19 protein-coding genes are annotated in these 22,944 nt (G+C 63.0%); 8 read left to right on the plus strand and 11 right to left on the minus strand.

The window, feature by feature from the left end:
• Positions 1–133: 133 nt before the first annotated feature.
• Positions 134–481: a DUF1294 domain-containing protein gene (locus ACK3CV_RS08885; RefSeq protein WP_033654657.1), complete on the plus strand. Its 348-nt coding sequence runs from the start codon at positions 134–136 to the stop codon at positions 479–481.
• On the opposite strand, the gene ACK3CV_RS08890 is transcribed toward ACK3CV_RS08885, so the two are convergent.
• Positions 482–1,309, minus strand: a complete 828-nt coding sequence (locus tag ACK3CV_RS08890; RefSeq protein WP_049234280.1) for a MurR/RpiR family transcriptional regulator — start codon at positions 1,307–1,309, stop codon at positions 482–484.
• Between the two features lie 167 nt (positions 1,310–1,476).
• On the opposite strand from ACK3CV_RS08890, the gene ACK3CV_RS08895 reads away from it, so the two are divergent.
• Both ACK3CV_RS08895 and ACK3CV_RS08900 read left to right on the plus strand, forming a co-directional pair.
• Positions 1,477–3,033 carry a PTS transporter subunit EIIC gene (locus ACK3CV_RS08895; RefSeq protein ID WP_164140782.1) on the plus strand — a complete coding sequence of 519 codons (1,557 nt, stop codon included), beginning with the start codon at positions 1,477–1,479 and terminating at the stop codon, positions 3,031–3,033.
• Positions 3,030–3,725, plus strand: a complete 696-nt coding sequence (locus ACK3CV_RS08900; RefSeq protein WP_164140785.1) for an N-acetylmannosamine-6-phosphate 2-epimerase — start codon at positions 3,030–3,032, stop codon at positions 3,723–3,725. The genes ACK3CV_RS08895 and ACK3CV_RS08900 overlap by 4 nt, the downstream gene beginning before the upstream one ends.
• 30 nt (positions 3,726–3,755) lie before the next feature.
• On the opposite strand, the gene ltaE is transcribed toward ACK3CV_RS08900, so the two are convergent.
• From ltaE to ACK3CV_RS08925, 5 genes are all read right to left on the minus strand, one after another.
• Positions 3,756–4,772 (minus strand): low-specificity L-threonine aldolase, encoded by a 1,017-nt coding sequence (gene ltaE / locus ACK3CV_RS08905; RefSeq protein WP_033646651.1) that lies wholly within the window; start codon positions 4,770–4,772, stop codon positions 3,756–3,758.
• Between the two features lie 76 nt (positions 4,773–4,848).
• Positions 4,849–6,570, minus strand: a complete 1,722-nt coding sequence (gene poxB / locus ACK3CV_RS08910; RefSeq protein ID WP_164140787.1) for a ubiquinone-dependent pyruvate dehydrogenase — start codon at positions 6,568–6,570, stop codon at positions 4,849–4,851.
• A gap of 199 nt (positions 6,571–6,769) precedes the next feature.
• Positions 6,770–7,771, minus strand: coding sequence for an NADH oxidoreductase (gene hcr, locus ACK3CV_RS08915; protein ID WP_489009828.1), 1,002 nt, complete (start codon positions 7,769–7,771; stop codon positions 6,770–6,772).
• Between the two features lie 56 nt (positions 7,772–7,827).
• On the minus strand, positions 7,828–9,477 hold the full coding sequence (gene hcp / locus ACK3CV_RS08920; RefSeq protein WP_164037174.1) for a hydroxylamine reductase: 1,650 nt from the start codon (positions 9,475–9,477) through the stop codon (positions 7,828–7,830).
• A 180-nt stretch (positions 9,478–9,657) separates the two neighbouring features.
• Positions 9,658–10,554, minus strand: a complete 897-nt coding sequence (locus ACK3CV_RS08925; RefSeq protein WP_164037171.1) for a LysO family transporter — start codon at positions 10,552–10,554, stop codon at positions 9,658–9,660.
• A gap of 187 nt (positions 10,555–10,741) precedes the next feature.
• Here ACK3CV_RS08925 and ACK3CV_RS08930 point away from each other — a divergent pair, with 187 nt between their 5' ends.
• Positions 10,742–12,400: an ATP-dependent endonuclease gene (locus ACK3CV_RS08930; RefSeq protein ID WP_033637834.1), complete on the plus strand. Its 1,659-nt coding sequence runs from the start codon at positions 10,742–10,744 to the stop codon at positions 12,398–12,400.
• 17 nt (positions 12,401–12,417) lie between these two features.
• Here the strand turns inward: ACK3CV_RS08930 and ACK3CV_RS08935 are convergent, their stop codons facing one another.
• Positions 12,418–13,371, minus strand: coding sequence for a VirK/YbjX family protein (locus ACK3CV_RS08935; RefSeq protein ID WP_164037168.1), 954 nt, complete (start codon positions 13,369–13,371; stop codon positions 12,418–12,420).
• Positions 13,372–13,565: 194 nt separating this feature from the next.
• Between ACK3CV_RS08935 and macA the strand changes: the two genes are divergently transcribed.
• Together macA and macB are read left to right on the plus strand one after the other, a co-directional pair.
• A complete protein-coding gene (macA, locus tag ACK3CV_RS08940; RefSeq protein WP_086579313.1) occupies positions 13,566–14,681 on the plus strand; it encodes a macrolide transporter subunit MacA in 1,116 nt (371 codons plus the stop codon).
• Entirely contained in the window at positions 14,681–16,627 is a 1,947-nt protein-coding gene (gene macB / locus ACK3CV_RS08945) for a macrolide ABC transporter ATP-binding protein/permease MacB (protein ID WP_164037165.1), read from the plus strand. The genes macA and macB overlap by 1 nt, the downstream gene beginning before the upstream one ends.
• Positions 16,628–16,713: 86 nt before the next feature.
• Here the strand turns inward: macB and cspD are convergent, their stop codons facing one another.
• Positions 16,714–16,935 (minus strand): cold shock-like protein CspD, encoded by a 222-nt coding sequence (gene cspD / locus ACK3CV_RS08950; protein ID WP_004928349.1) that lies wholly within the window; start codon positions 16,933–16,935, stop codon positions 16,714–16,716.
• Between the two features lie 355 nt (positions 16,936–17,290).
• Here cspD and clpS point away from each other — a divergent pair, with 355 nt between their 5' ends.
• The gene (gene clpS, locus ACK3CV_RS08955) at positions 17,291–17,611 is read left to right on the plus strand and encodes an ATP-dependent Clp protease adapter ClpS (RefSeq protein WP_004928347.1); all 321 of its coding nucleotides are present in this window, start codon (positions 17,291–17,293) and stop codon (positions 17,609–17,611) included.
• A 27-nt stretch (positions 17,612–17,638) separates the two neighbouring features.
• Positions 17,639–19,918 (plus strand): ATP-dependent Clp protease ATP-binding subunit ClpA, encoded by a 2,280-nt coding sequence (gene clpA / locus ACK3CV_RS08960; protein WP_025302261.1) that lies wholly within the window; start codon positions 17,639–17,641, stop codon positions 19,916–19,918.
• A gap of 205 nt (positions 19,919–20,123) precedes the next feature.
• Here clpA and infA read toward each other — a convergent pair whose 3' ends face one another.
• The 3 genes from infA to cydC all read right to left on the minus strand — a co-directional run bounded on the left by infA (position 20,124) and on the right by cydC (position 22,943).
• Positions 20,124–20,342, minus strand: coding sequence for a translation initiation factor IF-1 (gene infA, locus ACK3CV_RS08965; RefSeq protein WP_002211347.1), 219 nt, complete (start codon positions 20,340–20,342; stop codon positions 20,124–20,126).
• Between the two features lie 105 nt (positions 20,343–20,447).
• Positions 20,448–21,173 (minus strand): leucyl/phenylalanyl-tRNA--protein transferase, encoded by a 726-nt coding sequence (aat, locus tag ACK3CV_RS08970; protein WP_033637838.1) that lies wholly within the window; start codon positions 21,171–21,173, stop codon positions 20,448–20,450.
• 18 nt (positions 21,174–21,191) lie between these two features.
• Positions 21,192–22,943: a heme ABC transporter ATP-binding protein/permease CydC gene (cydC, locus tag ACK3CV_RS08975; protein ID WP_164037162.1), complete on the minus strand. Its 1,752-nt coding sequence runs from the start codon at positions 22,941–22,943 to the stop codon at positions 21,192–21,194.
• Position 22,944 lies beyond the last annotated feature (1 nt).

Raw genomic sequence — 22,944 nt, forward strand, 5'->3', positions numbered from 1 at the left:
TAGAGGATTGGCAGAACGACAGGATGCCAAATTCAGGGTTTAAATGCACTTTTTGTATGGGTATAAGCCGGTTGCATCCATCATGGCGCAGGTTCACACTACGCGCCCTTTATCGAACGAAAAACCGGATGCCATGAAGCTCAATGTGATTTGTTACGCCCTGCTGGGCCTGGCGCTGGTCGCCAGCCTGTTCTCGCTGCATCCGGTGTGGATGTGGTTGTTGCTGGCCAACCTGCTGACGTTTCTGATCTACGGCGGCGATAAGCTGGCGGCGCGCAAGGGGTGGCGGCGAGTGCCGGAGGCGACGCTGTTGCTGTTCGGCGCGCTGGGCGGGTGGTTGGGCGCACTGGCGGCACAGCAGCTGTTTCGCCACAAAACCCAGAAGCAGCCGTTTAAAACCTGGTTCATCCTCAGCGTGGCGCTCAACCTGGTGGCGGTGCTGGGGCTGTGGTACTGGGTTTATGGCCGCTGGATCTTCTGATTACAGCAGCAGCGGCAGGGTGGCGCTGGCGGTGGCCTGCATCGCCTGAGCGTAGGCGGGATCGCGCCGAGCCAGTTCGGCGATCATCAACTCCACCAGCAGCATGGCGCCGACCTTGGCCGGCAGGGCGCCGGCGGTCAGCGGCCCTTCCGGTTTGGCCGCCACCAGCAGCGTATCCGCCAGCTTGGCCAGCGGGCTGCGTTGGGTGTTGCTGACGGCGATCACGCGTGCGCCGCGCCCTTTGGCCAATGCCACCGCATGCAGCACGTCCTTGGTGGAGCCGGAGCTGGAGATGACGATCAGCAGATCCCGCTCACTCAGCGAGGCGGCGTTCATCGCCGCCCGGTGCATGTCGCTGAACAGCTGCGCCGGTTTGCCGAGGCGCAACAGCTTGTAGTGCAGGAAATCGCCGATGATGGCGCTGGCGGCGACGCCGTAAATCTGCACCGAAGCGCAACGCTGCAGGCTGTCCGCCGCCTGTTGCAGCGCCTGCGGATCCAACAGCGCGCCGGTATCCCGCAGCGCCTGAACGCTCTCTTCCACCAAATTTTCCGCCGCGCTTTGCCGCGTCGCCGCCTCCGGCTGGCTTTGCTGCAGGCTGAGGGCCAGCGCCATTTTAAATTCGGTATAGCCTTTGCAGCCCAGATGGCGGCACAGCCGCGTGACGCTGGCTTCGCTGGTGGCGCTTTCACGCGCCAGTTCGGTGATGGTCAGGTAAACGGCGCGGGAGGGCTGCGCAAGAAGATAGTTGCCGAGCTTTTGCAACGTGGGGCTGTACCCCGCCAAATCCTGCCGCAGCCGCAATAACAAGTTGCCTGTATTCATCACGTTACCTTTCTGAGTATTCCCGTTTCTATTGTGGCGGAAAGACGCCGCCGCTCGCCAGCGAAATCGACGGATTGTGAAGCCGATCATCGTTATGAATAAAATTTTCATTAAATTAATTTAAATGTGGTAAAAATTTTTACCATAAAAATGATAACGGGGAAAAATTTATGTCAACACCAGAATTGTCGCGCTCCGGCGGCTGGTTCGAAAAAGCCCAGCTGTTCGGCAAATCGTTCATGCTGCCGATTGCCGTGCTGCCGGCGGCCGGCCTGCTGCTGGGGATCGGCGGTGCGCTGTCCAACCCCAATACCGTCGAGGCGTATCCCTGGCTCGACGTCGGCTGGCTGCAAAGCGTATTTACGGTGATGGCCAGCGCCGGCGCCATCGTGTTCGCCAACCTGGCGGTCCTGTTCGCGGTCGGCGTGGCGGTGGGGTTGGCCAAAAGCGACAAGGGCACGGCGGGGCTGGCCTCGCTGATCGCCTACCTGGTGATGAACGCCACCATCAATGCGCTGTTGAAAATCAACGGCACGCTGGCCGCGCAGAACGCCGGCGCGGTGGGGCAGGGAACGATTCTCGGGATCCAGACGCTGGAGACCGGGGTGTTCGGCGGGGTGGTCATCGGTCTGGTGACCTGGTATCTGCACGGCCGCTACAACAAGATAGCGCTGCCGCCGTTCCTGGGCTTTTTCGGCGGCTCGCGCTTTGTGCCGATCGTCAGTTCGCTGGCGGCGATGGCGGTCGGCGCCCTGATGACCGTGATGTGGCCGCCTTTCCAACGGCTGATCTTCGGCATGGGCGGGCTGGTGGACGCCAGCGGCTATCTCGGCACCTTTATCTACGGCTTTGTATTGCGCATGCTCGGGCCGTTCGGCCTGCATCACATCTTCTACCTGCCATTTTGGACCACCGCGCTCGGCGGCAGCGAAGTGATCAACGGACAGCTGGTGGAAGGCACGCAGCGCATTTTCTTCGCCCAGTTGGCCGACCCGAATACGCAGCAGTTCTACATCGGCACGGCGCGCTTCATGTCCGGCCGCTTTATCACCATGATGTTCGGCCTGGTCGGCGCCTGCCTGGCGATGTACCAAAGCGCGCGCCCGGAGAACCGCAAACGCGTCGGCGGGCTGCTGCTGTCGGCGGCGCTGACCTCATTCCTGACCGGCATCACCGAACCTATCGAATTCTCGTTCCTGTTCATTGCGCCGGCGCTGTACGTGGTGCACGCGCTGTTCGACGGCCTGGCGTTCGCGATCGCGCACATTCTGCATATCACCATTGGCCAGACGTTCTCCGGCGGTTTTATCGATTTCATGCTGTTCGGCGTGCTGCAGGGCGAAGCGAAAACCCACTGGATGTATGTGCCGCTGGTCGGGGTGCCCTGGTTCTTCCTGTACTACTTCACGTTCCGTTTCCTGATCCTGCGCTTCAATTTCAAAACGCCGGGGCGCGAGGTGGAAACCGCGCCGCAAGCGGTGACGACCGGCACCGAACGCTCGCAGCAGGTGCTGGCGGCGCTGGGCGGCAAAGAGAATATCGTCGAACTGGATTGTTGCGCCACGCGGCTGCGCGTGACGGTAAAACAGAGCCGGTTGCTGGACGAGGGCGGGCTGAAGGCCAGCGGCGCGCGGGCGGTGATCGTTCGCGGCAACGGCGTTCAGGTGATCTATGGCCCGCACGTGACCATTATTAAAAACGAAGTCGAGGAGTTGTTGGATTTATGACGCTTTCCATTTTGCAGCAGATTAAGGGCCGGCTGGTGGTGTCTTGCCAGGCGCTGGACGACGAGCCGCTGCACAGCGATTTTATCATGGCGCGCATGGCGCTGGCGGCCGAGCAAGGCGGTGCGGCGGCGATCCGCGCCAACGGCGTCGAAGACGTTAAAGCCATCCTGCGCACGGTGGCGCTGCCGGTGATCGGCATTATCAAGCGCGATTATGCCGGTAGCGAGGTCTATATCACGCCGACCCTGCGTGAAATCGATGAGCTGATGACTGCGGCGCCGCAGATGATTGCATTGGACGCGACCGGCCACCGGCGGCCAGGGGAGCTGCAGCTGGCAGCGCTGGTTGCCGCGATCCGCGCCAGGTATCCCCGGCTGCTGTTGATGGCGGACATCGCCACCGTGGAAGAAGCGCAAGAGGCTGCCAGGTTGGGGTTCGACTGCGTGGGCACCACGCTGCACGGCTATACCGCCGAAAGCCGGGGCGCCCGACTGGCGGAGGACGATTTCGGCTTTCTGCGTGCGGTGCTGGCGGCGGTGCCGGTGCCGGTCATCGCCGAGGGCAATGTCGAAACGCCGGCGATGGCCGCGCGCTGCCTGGCGCTGGGGGCGCATGCGGTGGTGGTGGGCGGCGCCATTACGCGCCCGCAGCAGATCACCCGCCGCTTTGTCGAGGCCATCGGCGGGCGGTGAAGGGCTCCCCGGCGCGCCGGGGAGGGGAAATCAGGCGTGCTGCTGGAGGAACTCCCGCCACAGCTCGACCACCCGCTGCAGATCCTGACGGCTGACGTCGAGGTGGGTCAGAATGCGCGTCAGCGGGCCGCTGCTGATCAGCACGTCGCGTTCGCGCATCCACGGGCCGAATTTGGCCGCCAGCGCCGGCGGTTGGCGCAGGTACAGCACGTTGGTCTGTGCGCCGGGTTCGACGACCTCCACGCCGATCTGCCGCAGCTGTTGCTCCAGCCAGACCGCGTTGTCATGGTCTTCGCGCAGCCGCGCGACGTTATGCTCCAGCGCGTAGAGGCCGGCCGCCGCCAGGATGCCGGCCTGACGCAGCCCGCCGCCGGTCATCTTGCGCCAGCGCAGCGCGCGCTGAATGAAGGCCTCGCTGCCGCACAGCAGCGATCCGACCGGCGCGCCCAGCCCTTTCGACAGGCAAATGGTGAAGGTATCGCAGTATTGCACGATCTCTTTCAGCGGCAGGTTCAGCGCCACGGCGGCGTTGAAGATGCGCGCGCCGTCGATATGCAGCGCCAGCTGCCGCTCGCGGGTAAACTGCCACGCCTGCTGCAGGTAGGCCTGCGGCAGGACTCGGCCGCCGATGGTGTTTTCCAGGCTCAGCAGCCGGGTGCGGGCGAAGTGGATATCGTCGGGTTTGATGGCGGCGGCGAGCTTGTCCAGCGGCAGCGTGCCGTCCGCGTCGGCCTCGATCGGCTGCGGCTGGATGCTGCCCAGCACCGCTGCGCCGCCGGCCTCGTATTTATAGTTGTGCGCCTGTTGGCCGACCAGATACTCGTCGCCGCGCTGGCAGTGGCTCAGCAGCGCCACCAGGTTGGCCTGGGTGCCGCTGGGCAAAAACAGCGCCGCCTCTTTGCCCGACAGGCGCACCGCCTCGGCCTCCAGCGCGTTGACCGTCGGGTCATCGCCGTAGACGTCGTCGCCGACCTCTGCCTGAGCCATCGCCTGGCGCATGGCGGCGCTGGGGCGGGTGACGGTGTCGCTGCGTAGATCGATAAGCATAGGGTTCCTGGAATGTAAGGGAGAGGAAAAGGGTACATGGCATCATATACCCTTATTTCACCGGGGGGCAGCTTGCTTAGCGCAGCCAGTTGGTTTTCGCCAGCTCGACCACTTCGTCGCCGCGGCCGTTGATGATGGCGCGCAGCATGTACAGGCTGAAACCTTTCGCCTGTTCGAACTTGATCTGCGGCGGCATCGCCAGCTCTTGCTTGGCGGTGACCACGTCCAGCAGCGCCGGGCCGGGGTGCGCCAACATCTCCTGCAGCGCGCCGTCCAGATCCGAGGCTTTTTCCACGCGGATGCCCTTGATGCCGGCGGCGTTGGCGATCGCCGCGAAGTCCGGGTTATGCAGGTCGGTGCCGTCGGTCAGATAGCCGCCTGCCTTCATCTCCATCGCCACGAACCCCAACACGCTGTTGTTGAACACCACGATTTTCACCGGCAGCTTGAGCTGCGCCAGCGACAGGAAATCCCCCATCAGCATGGTGAAGCCGCCGTCGCCGCACATGGCGATCACCTGTTTATCCGGCGCGGTGGCCTGGGCGCCGATCGCCTGCGGCATGGCGTTGGCCATCGAACCGTGGTTGAACGAACCGAGCAGGCGGCGCTTGCCGTTCATTTTCACGTAGCGGGCGGCCCACACCGTCGGCGTGCCGACGTCGCAGGTGAAGATGGCGTCGTCGCTGGCGTACCGGCTGAGCTGTTGCGCCAGATACTGCGGGTGGATCGGCTGGTCGTCGTTGGCGGTCGCCAGCCCGTCGAGATCCTTGCGCGCGTTGCGGTAATGCTCCAGCGCCTTGTCGAGGAACGCCCGGTCGCGCTTGGGCTCCAGCTGCGGCAGCAGGGCGGTGAGGGTGGTGTGGATATCGCCCACCAGCGCCATGTTGACCGGGCAGTGTGCGCCGATGCTGCCGGGGTTGATGTCGATCTGAATGATGTTGGCGTTGGTGGGGTAGAACGCGCGGTAGGGGAACTGGGTGCCGAGCAGCACCAGCGTGTCGGCGTTCATCATCGCGTGGTAGCCGGAGGAGAAGCCGATCAGCCCGGTCATGCCGACGCTGTAAGGGTTATCCCATTCGATATGCTCTTTGCCGCGCAGCGCATGCACCACCGGCGCCTGCAGCAGCTCGGCCAGCTTGACCACCTCATCGTGCGCGCCGGCGCAGCCGCTGCCGCACATCAGGGTGATGTTTTTCGCCTGATTCAGCGTCTCTGCCAGCTTGTTCAGCTCGCTCATCGGCGGCTGCACCAGCGGCAGCGCCGGGGTATGCCAGGTCAGGGACGCGTCTTCCGACGCCATGCGCAGCGCCACGTCGCCCGGCAGGACCACCACCGAGACGCCGCGGTTGAGGATCGCCTTGCGCATGGCGATCTCCAGCACGCGCGGCAGCTGTTCCGGGTTGGAAACCAGCTCGCAATAGTGGCTGCATTCGCGAAACAGCTCCTGCGGATGCGTTTCCTGGAAGTAGCCGCTGCCGATTTCGCTGGAAGGAATGTGTGCGGCGATCGCCAGCACCGGCACATGGTTGCGGTGGCAGTCGAACAGGCCGTTGATCAGGTGCAGGTTGCCGGGGCCGCAGGAACCGGCGCACACCGCCAGCTGGCCGGTGAGCTGGGCTTCGGCGCCGGCGGCGAAGGCGGCCACCTCTTCATGGCGGGTGCCCAGCCATTCGATGGTGCCCATGCGGTGCAGGCTGTCGCTCAGGCCGTTGAGCGAATCGCCGGTCACGCCCCAAATGCGTTTTACGCCGGCTTGATCCAGCGTTTTGGCGATCAGTGTGGCTACGGTTTGCTTCATGGTTCCCCCAAACATGGTTTAAAAAACGATGTGTACTCGATCCGGTGAGCGGCAGCAGAACAACTGCAAGCATAGCTTACCGGCGGTGGACGAGATGCGGTCAGGAAGGGTAAAGAGCGTAGGACGGAGGAAAGTGTAACCGGGCGGGGAGGGGGGAACTTGCCGATAAATGCCCCATCGCGGCGATGGGGCCTGGGGATTACGCCAGCGTGACGTCGCCCCGCAGCTGGCAACTGCAGGCCAGCACGTAGCCTTGCGCTATTTCTTCCGCGCTCAGCGTCATGGTGCTGGTGGTGATGTAGTCGCCCTCGAGGATGCGGGTTTTGCACGAGCCGCACACCCCGGCGCGGCAGGCGGCGTTGACCGGCAGGGCATTGGCCTCCATCGCCGCCAGCAGCGTGCTGCCGACCGGCACGCGGAATTCGCGCAGCGGGCGGGCGGCGCGCAGCGTCAGCCCTTCGGTGGCATCGGCCTGCGCCGCCGGCATGTGGAACTGCTCTTTATGGAAACGCTCGGCCGGCACGCCGAGCCGGCTGCACAGCTGCTCCACCTGTTCCATGTAGGGCGCAGGGCCGCAGGTCATCACCGTGCGTTCGGCGATATCCGGCGCCGCCTGCCGCAGCGTCTGCTCATCGATGCGGCCGCTGAGGTAGCCGGGTTGCAGATCCCGCTCGGCCATCAGCGTCAGGCGCAGCTGCGGATGGGCGGCGCACAGCGCGCGCCATTGATCGGCGAAAATCGTGTCGGCGGGGGTGCGCACGTTAAAGATCACGGCGATATCGCAGGCCGGGCGGTTGGCGGTCAGCCAGCGGCACATCGAGACGATCGGCGTCACGCCGCAGCCGGCGGCCAGCATCAGATAACGATCGGCCGGGTGGCGCTCGCAGCTGAACTCGCCCTGCGCGTCGGACAGCCACAGCGTGTTGCCGGGGTTGACCTCTTGCGTCAGCCAACGCGATCCGACGCCGTCCGGCAGGCAGCGCACGCTGATGCTGAGAAAGCGGCTCTGGCCGGGCGAGGAGGAGAGCGTATAGGCGCGCAGCGTCTCCTCGCTGTTGCGGATGCTGACCAGCGCAAACTGGCCCGCCTGATAAGGGTAGAAAACGTCGCATATCAGGTTCAGTGTCCAGACGTCGGCGGTTTCGCGCTGGATGGAATGTACCTGCATGCGGTTCGGGCAAAGTGGAGTGGGTTGAGTCATCGGGGCACCTCAAAAAGCAAAGGGGCCGGCGCAGGCGGCCCCATAACGTAATGGCATCAGGCGAGCAGCGCGTTGATATCCTGCTCGACGGTGGTGATCGGGCGCAGGCCGAATTTCTCGTTGAGGATCGCCATCAGGTTGTCGGTCAGGAAGCCCGGCGCGGTCGGGCCGGTGACGATGTTTTTCACTCCCAGCGACAGCAGCGTCAACAAAATGACGATAGCCTTCTGTTCAAACCACGACAGCACCAGGCTGAGCGGCAGTTCGTTGACGCTGCAGCCGAGCGTGTCCGCCAGCTTGACCGCCAGCATAATGGCGGAATAGGCGTCGTTGCACTGGCCGACGTCCAGCAGGCGCGGCAGCCCTTCCAGCGTGCCGAAGTCCAGCTTGTTGAAACGGTACTTGCCGCAGGCCAGCGTCATGATCAGGCAGTCTTGCGGCACGCTGCGGGCGAAGTCGGTGAAGTAGCTGCGCTCGTCGCGGCTGCCGTCGCAGCCGCCGACCAGGAAGACGTGGCGCAGTTTTTTCTGCGACACCAGATCGATCACCGTGTCGGCGGCGTTCAGCAGCGTCTGGCGGCCGAAGCCGACGGTGATCAGGTGCTCGATCTCGGTGTAAGGGAAGCCGTTCATGCCCTGCGCCTGGCGGATCACGGCGCCGAAGTCGTCGCCCTCCAGATGGTTGACGCCCGGCCAGCCGACGATGCTGCGGGTCCAGATGCGATCGCCGTAGTTGCCGACGTTCGGATCGATGATGCAGTTGGAGGTCATCACGATCGGGCCAGGGAATTTGGCGAACTCCGTCTGCTGGTTCTGCCAGCCGCTGCCGTAGTTGCCCACCAGATGCTTGAATTTTTTCAGTTCCGGATAGCCGTGCGCCGGCAGCATTTCACCGTGGGTGTAGACGTTGACGTTTTGCCCTTCGGTTTGTTCGAGCAGCATGCGCAGATCTTTCAGATCGTGGCCGGAGATCAGAATGGCTTTCCCGGCCACCGGGCGCACGTTGACCGCGCTGGGCTGTGGATCGCCGTAGGCCTGGGTTTCGCCGCGATCGAGGATCGCCATCACGTTGAAGTTCATCTTGCCGATGCCCATGGCGTTGTTCAGCAGGGTGTCGACGTCGCGCGGTCGGGTGCCGAGCCAGGCCATAAAGGCGTGGTAGTCGGCATAGAGCTGCTCGTCGAACTGGCCGAGCACGTGCGCGTGTTCCATATAGGCCGCGGCGCCTTTCAGGCCGTACAGGCACAGCATGCGCAAACCGTGGACGTCGTCGCCGACCTCTGCCTTGTCGCCGTTGAGGGCAAACTGCGCCGCCTGTTGCAGCAGCGCAGGCATATCGTCACCGGCCAGCTGCAGCGCCGCCATCGGGTGATCGACGCATACGCCGGCGTCCAGCAGCCGGCAACGGGCGGCCAGCGAATCGCGCAGCAGCAGGGTTTCCCGCGCGTAGCCGATGATGCGCTGGGAGTCGAAGTTGACGTTGGTCAGGGTGGAGAAGAAGGCGCGCGGGGCGAAGCTGTCGATCTCGTGGTCGACGATGCCCAGCGAACGCGCCTGCAGCGCCCAGGCGGAGAGCCCCTGCAGCGCCGCCACCAGCAGATCCTGCAGATCGGAGGTTTCCGCCGTCTTGCCGCACATGCCCTGAGCATACGCGCAGCCGTTGCCTGCCGGAGTACGGATGGTTTGTTCACATTGCACACAGAACATAGTCGCTTCCTTTTATTTTTAAAGTTGCATTTGTAATGCTTGTTTAAAAGCATAGATCGGCGATCCGGGTTGCAAAAGGCTTTTGTGCGACTACTGCGGGCAAGTTTGATTTAGCGCAATTTTGCCGTGCGGATGGGAATTATTACGCTTTGGGGGCCGGCGGGCCCCCAGGGGAGAGGATCAGGAGAACAGGGCGATCAGCACCGGCGCCAGCAGGCTCAGCAGGAAGCCGTGCACGATGGCGGGGGGCACCATGTCCAGCCCGCCGCTGCGCTGCAGCACCGGCAGGGTGAAGTCCATCGAGGTGGCGCCGCACAGGCCGAGAGCGGTGGAGCGGCTGCGGCGCACCAGCGTCGGGATCAGCATGATTGCCACCAGCTCGCGCGCCAGATCGTTGAAGAACGCGGCGCTGCCCATCACCGGGCCGTAGGCGTCGGTGATCAGAATGCCCGACAGCGAATACCAGCCGAAGCCGGAGGCCATCGCCAACCCGGCCTTGACCGGCAGCCCCAGCAGCTGCGCCGCCAGCGCACCGCCGGCCAGCGACGCGACGGTCACCACCAACGCCACCAGCGTGCCGCGGCGGTTGAGCACGATCTGGCGCAGCGTCATGCCGCTGTTGCGCAGCTGAATACCGACCAGCAACAGCAGGAAGATCAGCGCATATTCGCTGCCTTTATGGGCGAACTGCAGCCATTGCCACTGCGTCAGGCCGAGCAGGAAGCCGCCGAGCACCACGCCGCACAGCTTGAGCGACTCCAGCGCCATGTGCACGCGCGAAGGCAGCTTTTCCTGTTTATGGCTGCTGCGCCACGGCATGCGCCGCTCCAGCAGCGCCAGCAACAGCAGATTGGCGCAGAGAATGCAGAAGAAGAACACCGCGCTGTACTGGAAGATCAGCACCAGGTTGCTGCTGAGATCTTCCATGAACGCCAGGCTGATACCCATGAAAAACAGGATCACGTACACCATCCCGCTCAGCAGTCGGTTGATCAGCACCAGCAGCGGGCGATGGCGTAAGGGAATGAGGTAACCGACAATTAGCGGTAACAGAATAATCAACAGTCCTGAGTACATGGTGCTGCTTGTGTCCTTGAGTTTTGAAGCGCGCCGAACGGCGGCGAGGAGCACACGCTAACCAAAAGCCCGGCCGGAGTAAAGCGGCAGATTTGACGTTGGCCGCTTGACCTGCAAGGGGTTTTTTGACCATGCTCTGTGAAGGTTGCCTCATTGACGAGGCGACGGCGCGCACGGGAGGCGGCGGATGTTCTTGGAGCGTATCGAAATTGTAGGTTTTCGCGGCATTAACCGGCTGTCCCTGATGCTGGACGACAACACGCTGTTGCTCGGCGAAAACGCCTGGGGTAAATCCAGCCTGCTGGATGCGCTGACGCTGCTGCTGGCGCCGGAGCAGAAGCTGTATCGGTTTGAGGCGCACGACTTCCATTTCCCGCCCGGAGAAGAGGCGGCCAAAGAGCGCCACCTGCAGGTGGTGTTCACCTTCTGCGAAAAAGACATCGGCCATGCGCACCTGCCGCGCTATCGCCACCTGACGCCGCTTTGGGTCAAGGGCGAAGATGGTCTGAGCCGCATTCATTACCGCTGCGAAGGCGAGCTGGCCGACGACGGCACGGTGTGCACCTGGCGCGGTTTTCTCGACGCCGACGGCAACGCCTTTCAACTGCACCATATCGAACAGCTGGCCCACGCCATCATCCGCATTCATCCGGTATTGCGCCTGCGCGACGCGCGCTTTATTCGTCGCCTGCGCCCCAGCAGCCTCGGCGATGAACGCAAACCCGATACCCAGGCGCTGGCGCAGCAGTTGGATCAACTGACGCGCGAGCTGGTGCGCAATCCGCAGAAGCTGACCAACGGCGAACTGCGTCAGGGGCTGGCGGCCATGCAGCAACTGCTGGAGCACTACTTCGCTGAGCAAAGTTCGCAGGTGACGCGGCCGCGCCGCCGCGGCGGCGAACCGGAGCAGGATGCCTGGCGTGCGCTGGACGGCATCAACCGCATGGTGGCCGAGCCGAACAGCCGCAGCATGCGCCTGATCCTGCTGGGGATGTTTTCCACCCTGCTGCAGGCCAAGGGCGACGTTAAGCTGGATGCGCATGCACGGCCGCTGCTGCTGGTGGAAGACCCGGAAACTCGCCTGCACCCGATTATGCTGTCGGTGGCCTGGGGGCTGCTCAATCAGTTGCCGCTGCAGCGCATCACCACCACCAACTCCAGCGAACTGGTGTCGCTGGTGCCGGTGGAGCACGTCTGCCGGCTGGTGCGCGAGTCGGGGCGGGTCGCGACCTACCGTCTCGGGCCGCGCGGGCTGAGCGCCGAAGACGGGCGGCGCATCGCGTTTCACATCCGTTTCAACCGGCCGTCGTCGCTGTTCGCCCGCTGCTGGCTGCTGGTGGAGGGCGAGACCGAAGTGTGGCTGCTGAACGAGCTGGCGCGGCAGTGCGGCTACCATTTCGAGGCGGAAGGGGTGCGGGTCATCGAGTTCGCCCAGTGCGGCCTGAAGCCGCTGCTGCGCTTCGCCCGCCGCATGGGCATCGAGTGGCATGCGCTGGTGGACGGCGATGAGGCGGGCAAAAAGTACGCCAATACCGTGCGCAGCCTGCTGGACAATCATGAAGACAACGAACGCGATCGGCTGACCGCGCTGCCGGCGCCGGATATGGAACACTTCATGTTCCGCGAAGGGTTCGGCCCGGTCTATCACCGGATGGCGTCGGTGCCGATCAACGCGCAAATGCCGGTGCGTAAGGTGATCCTGAAAGCGGTCCACCACTCGTCGAAGCCGGATCTGGCGATCGAGGTCGCGATGCAGGCCGGCGAATGGGGCACGGACTCGGTGCCGCCGCTGCTGAAGAAAATGTTCTCACGGGTGATCTGGCTGGCGCGCGGCCGGGCGGACTGACGACGGCCCACCGGGCGTTATCGGGCGCAGAAATGCGCCGCCAATCCCTGTTCCAGCTCGTCCAGCAGCTGATAGCGGCGGCGATACTCGGCGCGCTTCTTGCTGGCAATCTCTTCGAGAGGTTTGCGGGCGATGCGCGCGGGCAGCAGGAAATAGCCGCTGTCGAGCGGTTTGGCGCCCATCGACAGCCAGAACTGATCGTAATCGGCGTGCAGTTGGTCCTTCTTCTTACTCTGGTAACGCCAGTTTTGATAGATATGGGTGGCGTTGCCGACCGCCACGATCTGGCGGATGCCGAGGTGCCGCGCCAGCGTGCAGATGCCTTCCAGCACCAGCCGTTTGGGGAACAGGCCGTGGCACTCTTTGGTGGTGTGCTGGATCTCGGCGTGCGGCACCTCATGGTTTGCGCCCTGCAGGCCGCCGATGAACAGCGTCGGCTGCTGCTGATAATGCATCAGCGCAAAGGTGATCTCCGCCAGCATCACGCCGTTGGCGTTGCGCAGCAGCAGCGTGGCTTCCCCTTCCTTATTCAGCTTGTCGATCGCCGCCAGTTCCAGCGCGATCGGCGCTTCGTTTTTGCCCATCGCGCGGGCCAGCACGAAAGGCTGCGGGCCGAGGTGGCCGAGGCGCATCTTCAGCGGCATGCGCTGTGCGATAAGATCATAATGATCGCGCAGGGCGAACAGGCATTCGATCTTGCTCATGTTGGCCGCCAGGTAGGGGCGATGCAGTTTGCACGGCAGGTTCGGCTGCGCGCTCAGGATCTCCTCCAGCAGCGGGTTGCTGGCCAGGGTGCTGAGCAGGCCGCTGGTAGTGCGCCAGTTGAGCAGCGAACGGCCGAGAAACTTCAGGCGAAACGAGGGTTTTTTCCAGGCGTTGCTTGGCGCCTTTTCGCCATTGATCAGCGCCGTCATCAGTTGCCAGCCGTTAAGCGGCCGGGCGGAGGCGAGTGGGTAGCTGAGCTGTGACATGATGAAATCCTTGGCTGTATTGAATGGCGCTATTTCATCAAGGCTTCACTAAACGGGAGTTCAATGCTGAACTGTAACCAGGCGTGTCTCCACATTGTGTTGAGCTAAGGTTTAGTTATTCCCTACGGTGCGTGCTAATTTAGCTCCGCCGCCGCAATGGGCGGTTGATATTCACAAGCACAGGCAGGTCAATTTTGACAGGGTTTACAGGACATAAACGCCGCTGGATACTCGTTCTGGCGGTCATTGCGGCGCTTGCCGCGGCGGCCGTTTGGCACTTTCGCCATCCGGCGCCAACCGATTTCAAAACGGTGAAAGCCACCAAACGCGATCTGCAGCAGAACGTGTTGGCGACCGGCCAACTGGACGCGGTGCGCAAGGTTGACGTCGGCGCGCAGGTCAGCGGGCAGTTGGAAAAGCTGTATGTCGAGATCGGCGACAAGGTGAAGAAAGGCCAGTTGCTGGGCGTTATCGATCCGCAACAGGCGCAGAACAGCATCCGCGAAGGCGAGGCGACGCTGCGTGAACTGCATGCGCAACTGCTGCAGGCGCAGGCCGAACAGCAGCTGGCGGCGGTCACGCTGCAGCGCAACCAGGCGCTGGCCAAGCTGCAGGCGGTGTCGCGCCAGGATCTGGATCAGGCGGCGACGCAGCTGGCGGTGAAGAAGGCGCAGGTGGGCACCATCAATGCGCAGATCGCGCGGAACCAGGCCAGCCTGGATACCGCCAAGATCAACCTGGCCTATACCCGCATCGAGGCGCCGATGGATGGCGACGTGGTGCAGATCACCACGCTGCAGGGCCAGACGGTGATCGCGGCGCAGCAGGCGCCGAACATTCTGACGCTGGCGGATCTCGGCACCATGCTGGTGAAGGCGCAGGTGTCGGAGGCCGACGTCATCAACCTCAAGCCGGGACAGAAGGCCTGGTTCACGGTGCTGGGCGATCCGACCCGGCGCTTCGACGGCGTGCTGAAAGACATTCAGCCGACGCCGGAAAAGGTCAACAACGCCATCTTCTATTATGCGCGTTTCGAAGTGCCCAACCCGGAAAGGCTGCTGCGCTTGCAAATGACGGCGCAGGTGCATATCCAGCTGGCAGGCGTCGAGCAGGCGCTGGTGATCCCGCTGGCGGCGCTGGGCGATCAGATCGCCGACAATCGCTACCACGTCTCGGTGCTGAAGCAGGGCAAGGAAGAGAAGCGCGAGGTGGCTATCGGCCTGCGTAACAATATCGACGTACAGATCCTCAGCGGCCTCGAGGCGGGCGATGAGGTGATCGTCAGCCGCGGCGGCGTGGAGGCCGGCTGATGGCGGCGCTGTTGCAACTGAGCGGCATCCGCCGCAGCTACCGTTCCGGCGAGCAGACGGTGGAGGTGCTGAAGGGGATCAGCCTGAGCATCGACGCCGGTGAAATGGTGGCGATCATGGGGGCCTCCGGCTCCGGCAAATCGACGCTGATGAACATTCTCGGCTGTCTGGACAAACCGAGCGCCGGCGTGTATCGGGTGGCCGGGCAGGATGTGGCGACGCTGAGCGACGATGCGCTGGCGCAGCTGCGGCGCGAGCATTTCGGCTTTATCTTTCAGCGCTATCATCTGCTGCCGCACCTGAGCGCGGCGCACAACGTCGAAGTGCCGGCGGTGTACGCGGGGCTGGGCAAAGCGGCGCGGCGCGAACGGGCGGTGGCGTTGTTGCGGCGTCTGGGGCTGGGGGAGCGCGTCAACTACCGGCCGAGCCAGCTTTCCGGCGGCCAGCAGCAGCGCGTCAGCATCGCCCGCGCGCTGATGAACGGCGGGCAGGTGATCCTGGCGGATGAACCGACCGGCGCGCTCGACAGCCACTCCGGCGAAGAGGTGATGGCGATCCTCAAACAGCTGTGCGCCCAGGGCCACACGGTGATCCTGGTGACCCACGATCCGGCGGTGGCGCGCCAGGCGGAGCGGATCATCGAGATCCGCGATGGCGAGATCATCGCCGATTCGCGCCCGGCACCGCAGGAGAATGCGCAGGCCAAGCCGCTGGCGCTGGCCACCGCGGCACCTTCCTGGCGGCAGATGGGCGGCCGTTTCCGCGAGGCGCTGGTGATGGCCTGGCGCGCGATGGCGGCCAACAAGATGCGCACCGCGCTGACCATGCTCGGCATCATTATCGGCATCGCCTCGGTGGTGTCGATCCTGGTGATCGGCGACGCCGCCAAGCAGATGGTGCTGGCGGACATTAAATCTATCGGCACCAACACCGTCGATATCTATCCCGGCAAGGACTTCGGCGATGACGATCCGACCTACCGGCAATCGTTGAAATACGGCGATCTCGATGCGCTGCGCGAACAGCCGTACATCAGCGCGCTGTCGCCGAGCATCAGCAGCAGCATGCGGCTGCGCTTGGGCAACGTCGATGCGGCGGCCAACGTCAACGGCGTCAGCGAACAGTTCTTCCGCGTGTACGGCATGAGCTTTACCCAGGGCGTCGGCATCGACTCGATGCAGGTGCAGTCGCAGGCGCAGACGGTGGTGATCGACGCCAATACCCAGCGGCGGCTGTTCCCGCACCAGAAGAACGTGGTCGGCGAGGTGATCCTGGTGGGCAACATGCCGGCGACGGTGGTCGGCGTGGCCAGGGAGAAGCAGTCGATGTTCGGCAGCAGCAAGACGCTGAACGTGTGGGTGCCTTACAGCACCATGGCCAACCGGCTGATGGGCAACAATTATTTCGACTCGATCACCGTGCGCATCCGCGACGGCTACGACAGCAAGGAAGCGGAACAGCAGCTGTCGCGCCTGTTGACGCTGCGCCACGGCAAGAAGGACTTCTTCACCTATAACATGGACAGCCTGGTGCAAACCGCCGAGAAAACCACCCGCACGCTGCAGCTGTTCCTGACGCTGGTGGCGGTGATTTCGCTGGTGGTCGGCGGCATCGGCGTGATGAACATCATGCTGGTGTCGGTGACCGAACGCACGCGCGAGATCGGCATCCGCATGGCGGTGGGCGCCCGTTCCGGTGACGTGTTGCAGCAGTTCCTGATCGAGGCGGTGTTGGTCTGCCTGGTGGGGGGCGCGCTGGGGATTACGCTGTCGTTCGCCATCGGCCTGGCGGTGCAGCTGGTATTGCCGGGCTGGCAGATCAGCTTCCCGCCGGCGGCGTTGCTGAGCGCGTTCCTCTGTTCCACCGGCATCGGCGTGGTGTTCGGCTACCTGCCGGCGCGCAATGCCGCGCGGCTGAATCCGATCGATGCGCTGGCGCGCGAGTAGGTAACAGGCATAAAAAATGCCAGTCACACGGCGGCTGGCATTTTTATCGCAGTACGGTCAATGCAGCGCGACGCTGCCGGAAGCGTTTAGGACAGCGCCTCGCTTTCCACCGGCACAATAAGGCTGGCATGGTTCCCTTTTGGCCCTTGATGCACGTCGAAGCTGACCTGCTGGCCCGCCTTCAACGTTCTGTAACCATCCATCTTGATGGTGGAATAATGCGCGAAAATATCTTCGCCGCCGCCGGCTGGGCAGATGAAGCCAAAACCTTTGGCGTTGTTAAACCATTTAACAGTACCCGTCTCCATGCTTTTACATCCCTCGCAACGCTATTTTAAGTGAGATGAATAACTGATTTCGCACCCGCCGTGGGCGGGTAGCAGGGTGGACAAGGGGTGGTTAAAAGACCACCAGCCACGAATTTACACTCTAGAGCAAATGATCGGGGCGTCAAGGGATCGGCTTTTGTCGGCGGGGAGCAGTTCACCAAAGTTTGAAGCAGGTAACGCTATTGCCACGATTCAGTCACAATTGGCCCGTTTTTTTGCGCACGTTACAGTACGGCGGGACGATGCCGAAGATGATAAAATAGTAACTATCCCCACTTTGAATAACCGAAACCTGTCCCCATATCTGAGGGCAGAGCAGAGAAGATGAGCAGCAATGGGCAATAACAACGACTGGCTAAACTTTGAACACTTGGCCGAAGAAAAACAAATCGATGCGGTAAAACCGCCGTCTATGTATAAAGTTATACTTAACAACGACGATTACACACCGATGGAATTTGTGATTGACGTTCTGCAAAAGTTCTTTTCTTATGATATTGAACGCGCAACGCAACTGATGCTCACGGTCCACTATCAAGGCAAGGCGATCTGTGGTGTTTTTACCGCCGAGGTGGCGGAAACCAAAGTCGTCCATGTGAACCGGTACGCAAGGGAGAACGAGCATCCGTTGCTTTGTACGCTGGAAAAAGCCTGAATAAGGCAATCTATTGGGGAGGTGCTTATGCTCAATCAAGAACTGGAACTCAGTCTCAACATGGCTTTCGCCAGAGCGCGTGAGCACAGACACGAGTTTATGACCGTGGAGCACCTGTTGCTGGCGTTGCTGAGCAACCCTGCCGCGCGAGAAGCGCTTGAGGCATGTACGGTGGATCTGGCCGCGTTGCGCCAGGAGCTGGAAGCCTTCATCGAACAAACCACACCGACGCTGCCCGCCGGCGAAGAAGAGCGCGACACTCAGCCGACGCTCAGCTTCCAGCGCGTGCTGCAGCGCGCGGTCTTCCATGTGCAATCTTCCGGCCGCAGCGAAGTGTCCGGCGCCAACGTGTTGGTGGCCATCTTCAGCGAGCAGGAGTCGCAGGCGGCTTATCTGCTGCGCAAACACGACGTCAGCCGTCTCGACGTGGTGAACTTCATTTCACATGGCACGCGTAAAGACGAGCCGGGCCAAGCGCCGAATGCGGAAAACCCGGTGAACGAAGAGCAGTCCGGAGGGGAAGACCGTATGGAAAACTTCACCACCAACCTCAATCAGTTGGCCCGTGTGGGCGGCATCGATCCGTTGATCGGCCGCGATCGTGAGCTGGAGCGCGCGATTCAGGTGCTGTGCCGCCGTCGTAAAAACAACCCGCTGCTGGTCGGCGAATCCGGCGTCGGCAAGACCGCCATCGCCGAGGGCCTGGCCTGGCGTATCGTGCAGGGCGACGTGCCGGAAGTGATGGCGGACTGCACGCTGTATTCGCTGGATATCGGTTCACTGCTGGCCGGCACCAAATACCGCGGCGACTTCGAGAAGCGCTTCAAGGCGCTGCTCAAGCAGCTGGAGCAGGATCAGAACAGCATTCTGTTCATCGATGAAATTCACACCATCATCGGCGCCGGTGCGGCTTCCGGTGGGCAGGTGGATGCCGCCAACCTGATCAAACCGCTGCTGTCGAGCGGCAAGATCCGGGTGATTGGCTCGACCACCTACCAGGAGTTCAGCAACATCTTCGAAAAGGATCGTGCCCTGGCGCGCCGTTTCCAGAAGATCGACATCACCGAACCGACGGCGGAAGAGACCGTTCAGATCATCAACGGCCTGAAGACCAAGTATGAAGCGCACCACGACGTGCGTTATACCGCCAAGGCGATCCGCGCCGCGGTGGAGCTGTCGGTGAAATACATCAACGATCGTCATCTGCCGGACAAGGCGATCGACGTGATCGACGAGGCGGGCGCCCGCAGCCGGTTGATGCCGGCCAGCAAGCGCAAGAAAACCGTCAACGTGGCCGATATCGAATCCGTGGTGGCGCGCATCGCTCGTATCCCGGAGAAAACCGTGTCGGCCAGCGATCGCGACGTGCTGAGAAACCTGGGCGATCGCTTGAAGATGCTGGTATTCGGCCAGGATCAGGCGATCGAAGCGTTGACGGAAGCGATCAAGATGAGCCGCGCCGGTCTGGGCCACGAGCGCAAGCCGGTCGGTTCCTTCCTGTTCGCCGGGCCGACCGGGGTCGGGAAAACCGAGGTCACCGTACAGTTGGCCAAGGCGATGGATATCGAGCTGCTGCGTTTCGACATGTCCGAGTACATGGAGCGGCATACCGTCAGCCGTCTGATCGGCGCGCCTCCGGGCTACGTCGGTTACGATCAGGGCGGGCTGCTGACCGATGCGGTGATCAAGCATCCGCATGCGGTGGTGCTGCTCGATGAGATCGAGAAGGCGCACCCGGACGTGTTCAACCTGCTGCTGCAGGTGATGGACAACGGCACGCTGACCGACAACAACGGCCGCAAGGCGGACTTCCGCAATGTGATCCTGGTGATGACCACCAACGCCGGTGTGCGGGAAACCGAACGCAAGTCGATCGGCCTGGTGCAGCAGGACAACAGCACCGACGCGATGGAAGAGATCAAGAAGGTGTTTACGCCGGAATTCCGCAACCGTCTGGACAACATCATCTGGTTCAACCATCTGTCTACCGAGGTGATCCAGCAGGTGGTCGACAAGTTCATCGTCGAACTGCAGGCGCAGCTGGATGCGAAGGGCGTCTCGCTGGAAGTGAGCGACGAAGCGCGCGACTGGCTGTCGGTGAAGGGCTACGACCGCGCGATGGGCGCTCGTCCGATGGCGCGCGTCATGCAGGAAAACCTGAAGAAACCGTTGGCCAACGAACTGCTGTTCGGCTCGCTGGTGGACGGCGGCTCCGTGAAGGTCGAGCTGGACAAGGACAAGAAACAGCTGACCTACCACTTCCTCAGCGCCGCCAAGCGCAAGGCGGACGAGGGCGCGGTGCACTAAGGCCGCCTTCAGGCAAAGAAAAAGCGATGCTTCGGCATCGCTTTTTTTATGGGTGAGATTCACCGTACAACAGAAACGAGTGAGCCCTCTCAGTTTACCTGCGCACCTGCAACCCGTTGTGTAACGTCGCTGCGGGGGTAAACGGAAAGGGCTCCCGAGGGATTACATCCTCGATGCCGCCAACGTGTGGCGCGCGGTGAGCCGATTAACGGCTACGGAAGACAATGCGGCCTTTGCTCAGGTCGTACGGGGTCAGCTCTACAGTGACTTTGTCGCCCGTCAGGATGCGGATATAGTTTTTACGCATTTTACCGGAGATGTGTGCGGTTACCACGTGCCCGTTTTCCAATTCAACGCGGAACATGGTGTTCGGCAGCGTATCAAGAACGGTGCCCTGCATTTCAATATTGTCTTCTTTGGCCATCGAATCCTCTAGGTCTAACTACCTTAGTTTTTAACCGGCAAGATAATGCCGAAAAACCCCCATTATGTAAAGATGTGTCGGTGAACATTGCACCGTTTCCACCAATTAGTTTACTGGAGAGGGCGGTTCAGCCGGCTGTGGGGATATGACTTGCGGCTCCCAGCACGCCGGCGCCAAAGGCCGCCGTTGAAGGGTGCTGAGCTGCTGCAAAAATTGACGGCGCGGAATTTCACGCGCGCCAAGGCGGGCAGTGTGAGCGTTCAGCACCTGGCAGTCAATCAATTCCCCGCCATAAGCGGCAAAATGGCGGCAAAAGGCCATCAATGCGCATTTTGAGGCGTTGGTGACGCGGCTGAACATCGATTCGCCGCAGAACAACGCGCCCTGCGCCACGCCATACATGCCGCCGACCAGTTGATTATCCTGCCATACCTCCACCGAGTGCGCGTAGCCGAGGCGGTGCAGATGCTGATAGGCGCGCTGCACCTCCGGGCCGATCCAGGTGCCTTCATCCGGCCGGTGGGCGCAGGCGGCGATCACCGCGGCGAAGTCGTGATTGAGCGTGATGCGAAACGGATCGTGGCGCAAAAAGCGTTTCAGGCTGCGGTTGAGATGAAACTCTGTCGGGAACAGCACCGCACGCGGATCGGGTGACCACCACAGGATGGCTTCCCCCGGCGAATACCAGGGGAAGATGCCGCGCTCGTAGGCCGCCAGCAGCCGCGGCGCCGTCAGGTCGCCGCCGATAGCCAGCAGGCCGTTAGGATCGCGCAGGGCGCTTTCAGGCGAGGGGAACGCCAGCGACTGTGGGGAAAGCTTCACGATGCGCATACGGGGGCTCTGCGTCCTCTACGGGCCGATTACGGCGCCAGGTTGCTGAATACGGTTGCGAAAGCGGGCATAGCGGCCCTGCCGGCGCATCAGGGTGGTGTGATCGCCCTGTTCGACAATCCGGCCGTCGTCCATTACGCAAATGCGGTCGAGATGCTCCAGGCCGTACAGACGGTGCGTCACCAGGATCAGCGTCTTACCCTGACAGTGCCGGCGCAGCAGCGCCAGGATCTGCTGCTCGGTTTCGGCGTCCAGCCCTTCGGTCGGTTCGTCGAGCAGCAGCAGCGGGGCCGGGTGCAGCAGCGCGCGGGCGATGCCCAGGCGGCGCTGTTCGCCGCCGGACAGCTGCCGGCCGCCTTCGCCCAGCCAGGCGTTCAGCCCGCCGTCGCTGTCCAGCAATTTATCCAGCCCCACCTGCCGCAGCACCTCGCTCAGGCGAGCGTCGTCGGCATCCGGCGCGGCCAGCCGCAGGTTTTCCCGCAGCGTATCGCTGAAGATATGCACCCGCTGGCTGACGACCGTGGTCATCCGACGCAGCGTGGCTTCATCATAATCCTCCAGCGGTTCGCCGTTGAGCAGAATTTTTCCGCCGTCGGTGCGCCAGGCGCGGGTCAGCAGCTGCAGCAGGGTGGACTTGCCGCAGCCGGTGCGGCCGAGCAAAGCGATGTGTTCGCCGGCCGCGACCTCGAGCGTGACGTCGCGCAGCACCGGCTGCGGTTGGTCGGGGTAGGTGAAGCTCAGCTGTTGCAGGCTAAGCTGAGCCCGATCGGCGGCGGCCGGGCCGGCGGCCGGGAAGGTGACCTCCGGCTGACGATCGATGATCTGCTTGACCCGCGTGGCGGAGGCAATGACCTGGCCGAGGTGCTGGAAGGCGCCGGCGACCGGCATCAGCGCTTCGAACGACGCCAGCGCGGCGAAGACAAACAGCGCGATCAGCGCGCCGGGCTGGGTATCGCCGCCGATGCCGGCGGCGGTCAGCCACAGCAGCAGCGTCACCGTCAGCCCGCTGGCGAGGATCATCAGCGCCTGCGCCTTGCCGCTCAGCGAGGCCTGCTGCCACTGGCGGCGTTGCCACCGCTGTTCGGTGGCGTTCAGCGTCTGGCGGAAGTCGTTGACGGCGCCGAACACCACCAATTCCGCCTGCCCCTGCAGCCAGGCGGTCAGGTCGGTGCGGTATTGGCCGCGCAGCGCGGTAAGCTGGCCGCCGATCGGCTTGCCGGCGCGATAAAACACCGGCGGTACCAGCAGCAACAACAGCAACAGGATGCCGCCCAGCGTCAGGGCGAGCGCAGGATCCAGCCAGCTCAGGCCGTAGGTGACCACCAGGATCACCACCGCTGCGCTGATCAGCGGCGAGATCACCCGCAGATAAAGATGATCCAGCGTGTCCACGTCCGCCACCAGGCGGTTGAGCAGCTCGGCCTGGCGGAAACGGGCGATGCCGCCCGGCGTCAGCGGCAGGATCTTGCTGAAGGTGAACACCCGCAGATGCGACAGCACACGGAAGGTGGCGTCGTGGCTGACCACGCGCTCGGCGTAGCGCCCGGCGGTGCGGAAGATTGCCGCGCCGCGCACGCCGGCGGCCGGCAGCATGTAGTTAAAGGTCAGCAGGCCCGCCAATCCGGCCAGCGACGAGGCGGCCAGGAACCAGCCGGAGAGCGCCAGCAGGCCGATGCTGGCCAGCAGAGTGACGATCGCCAAGAGGATGCCGAGGCTAATCAGCAGGCTATGGCGGCGGTACAACGCCAAAAACGGCAGCAAAACGCGCATG

The sequence above is a fragment of the Serratia sp. TSO36 genome (assembly GCF_057808395.1).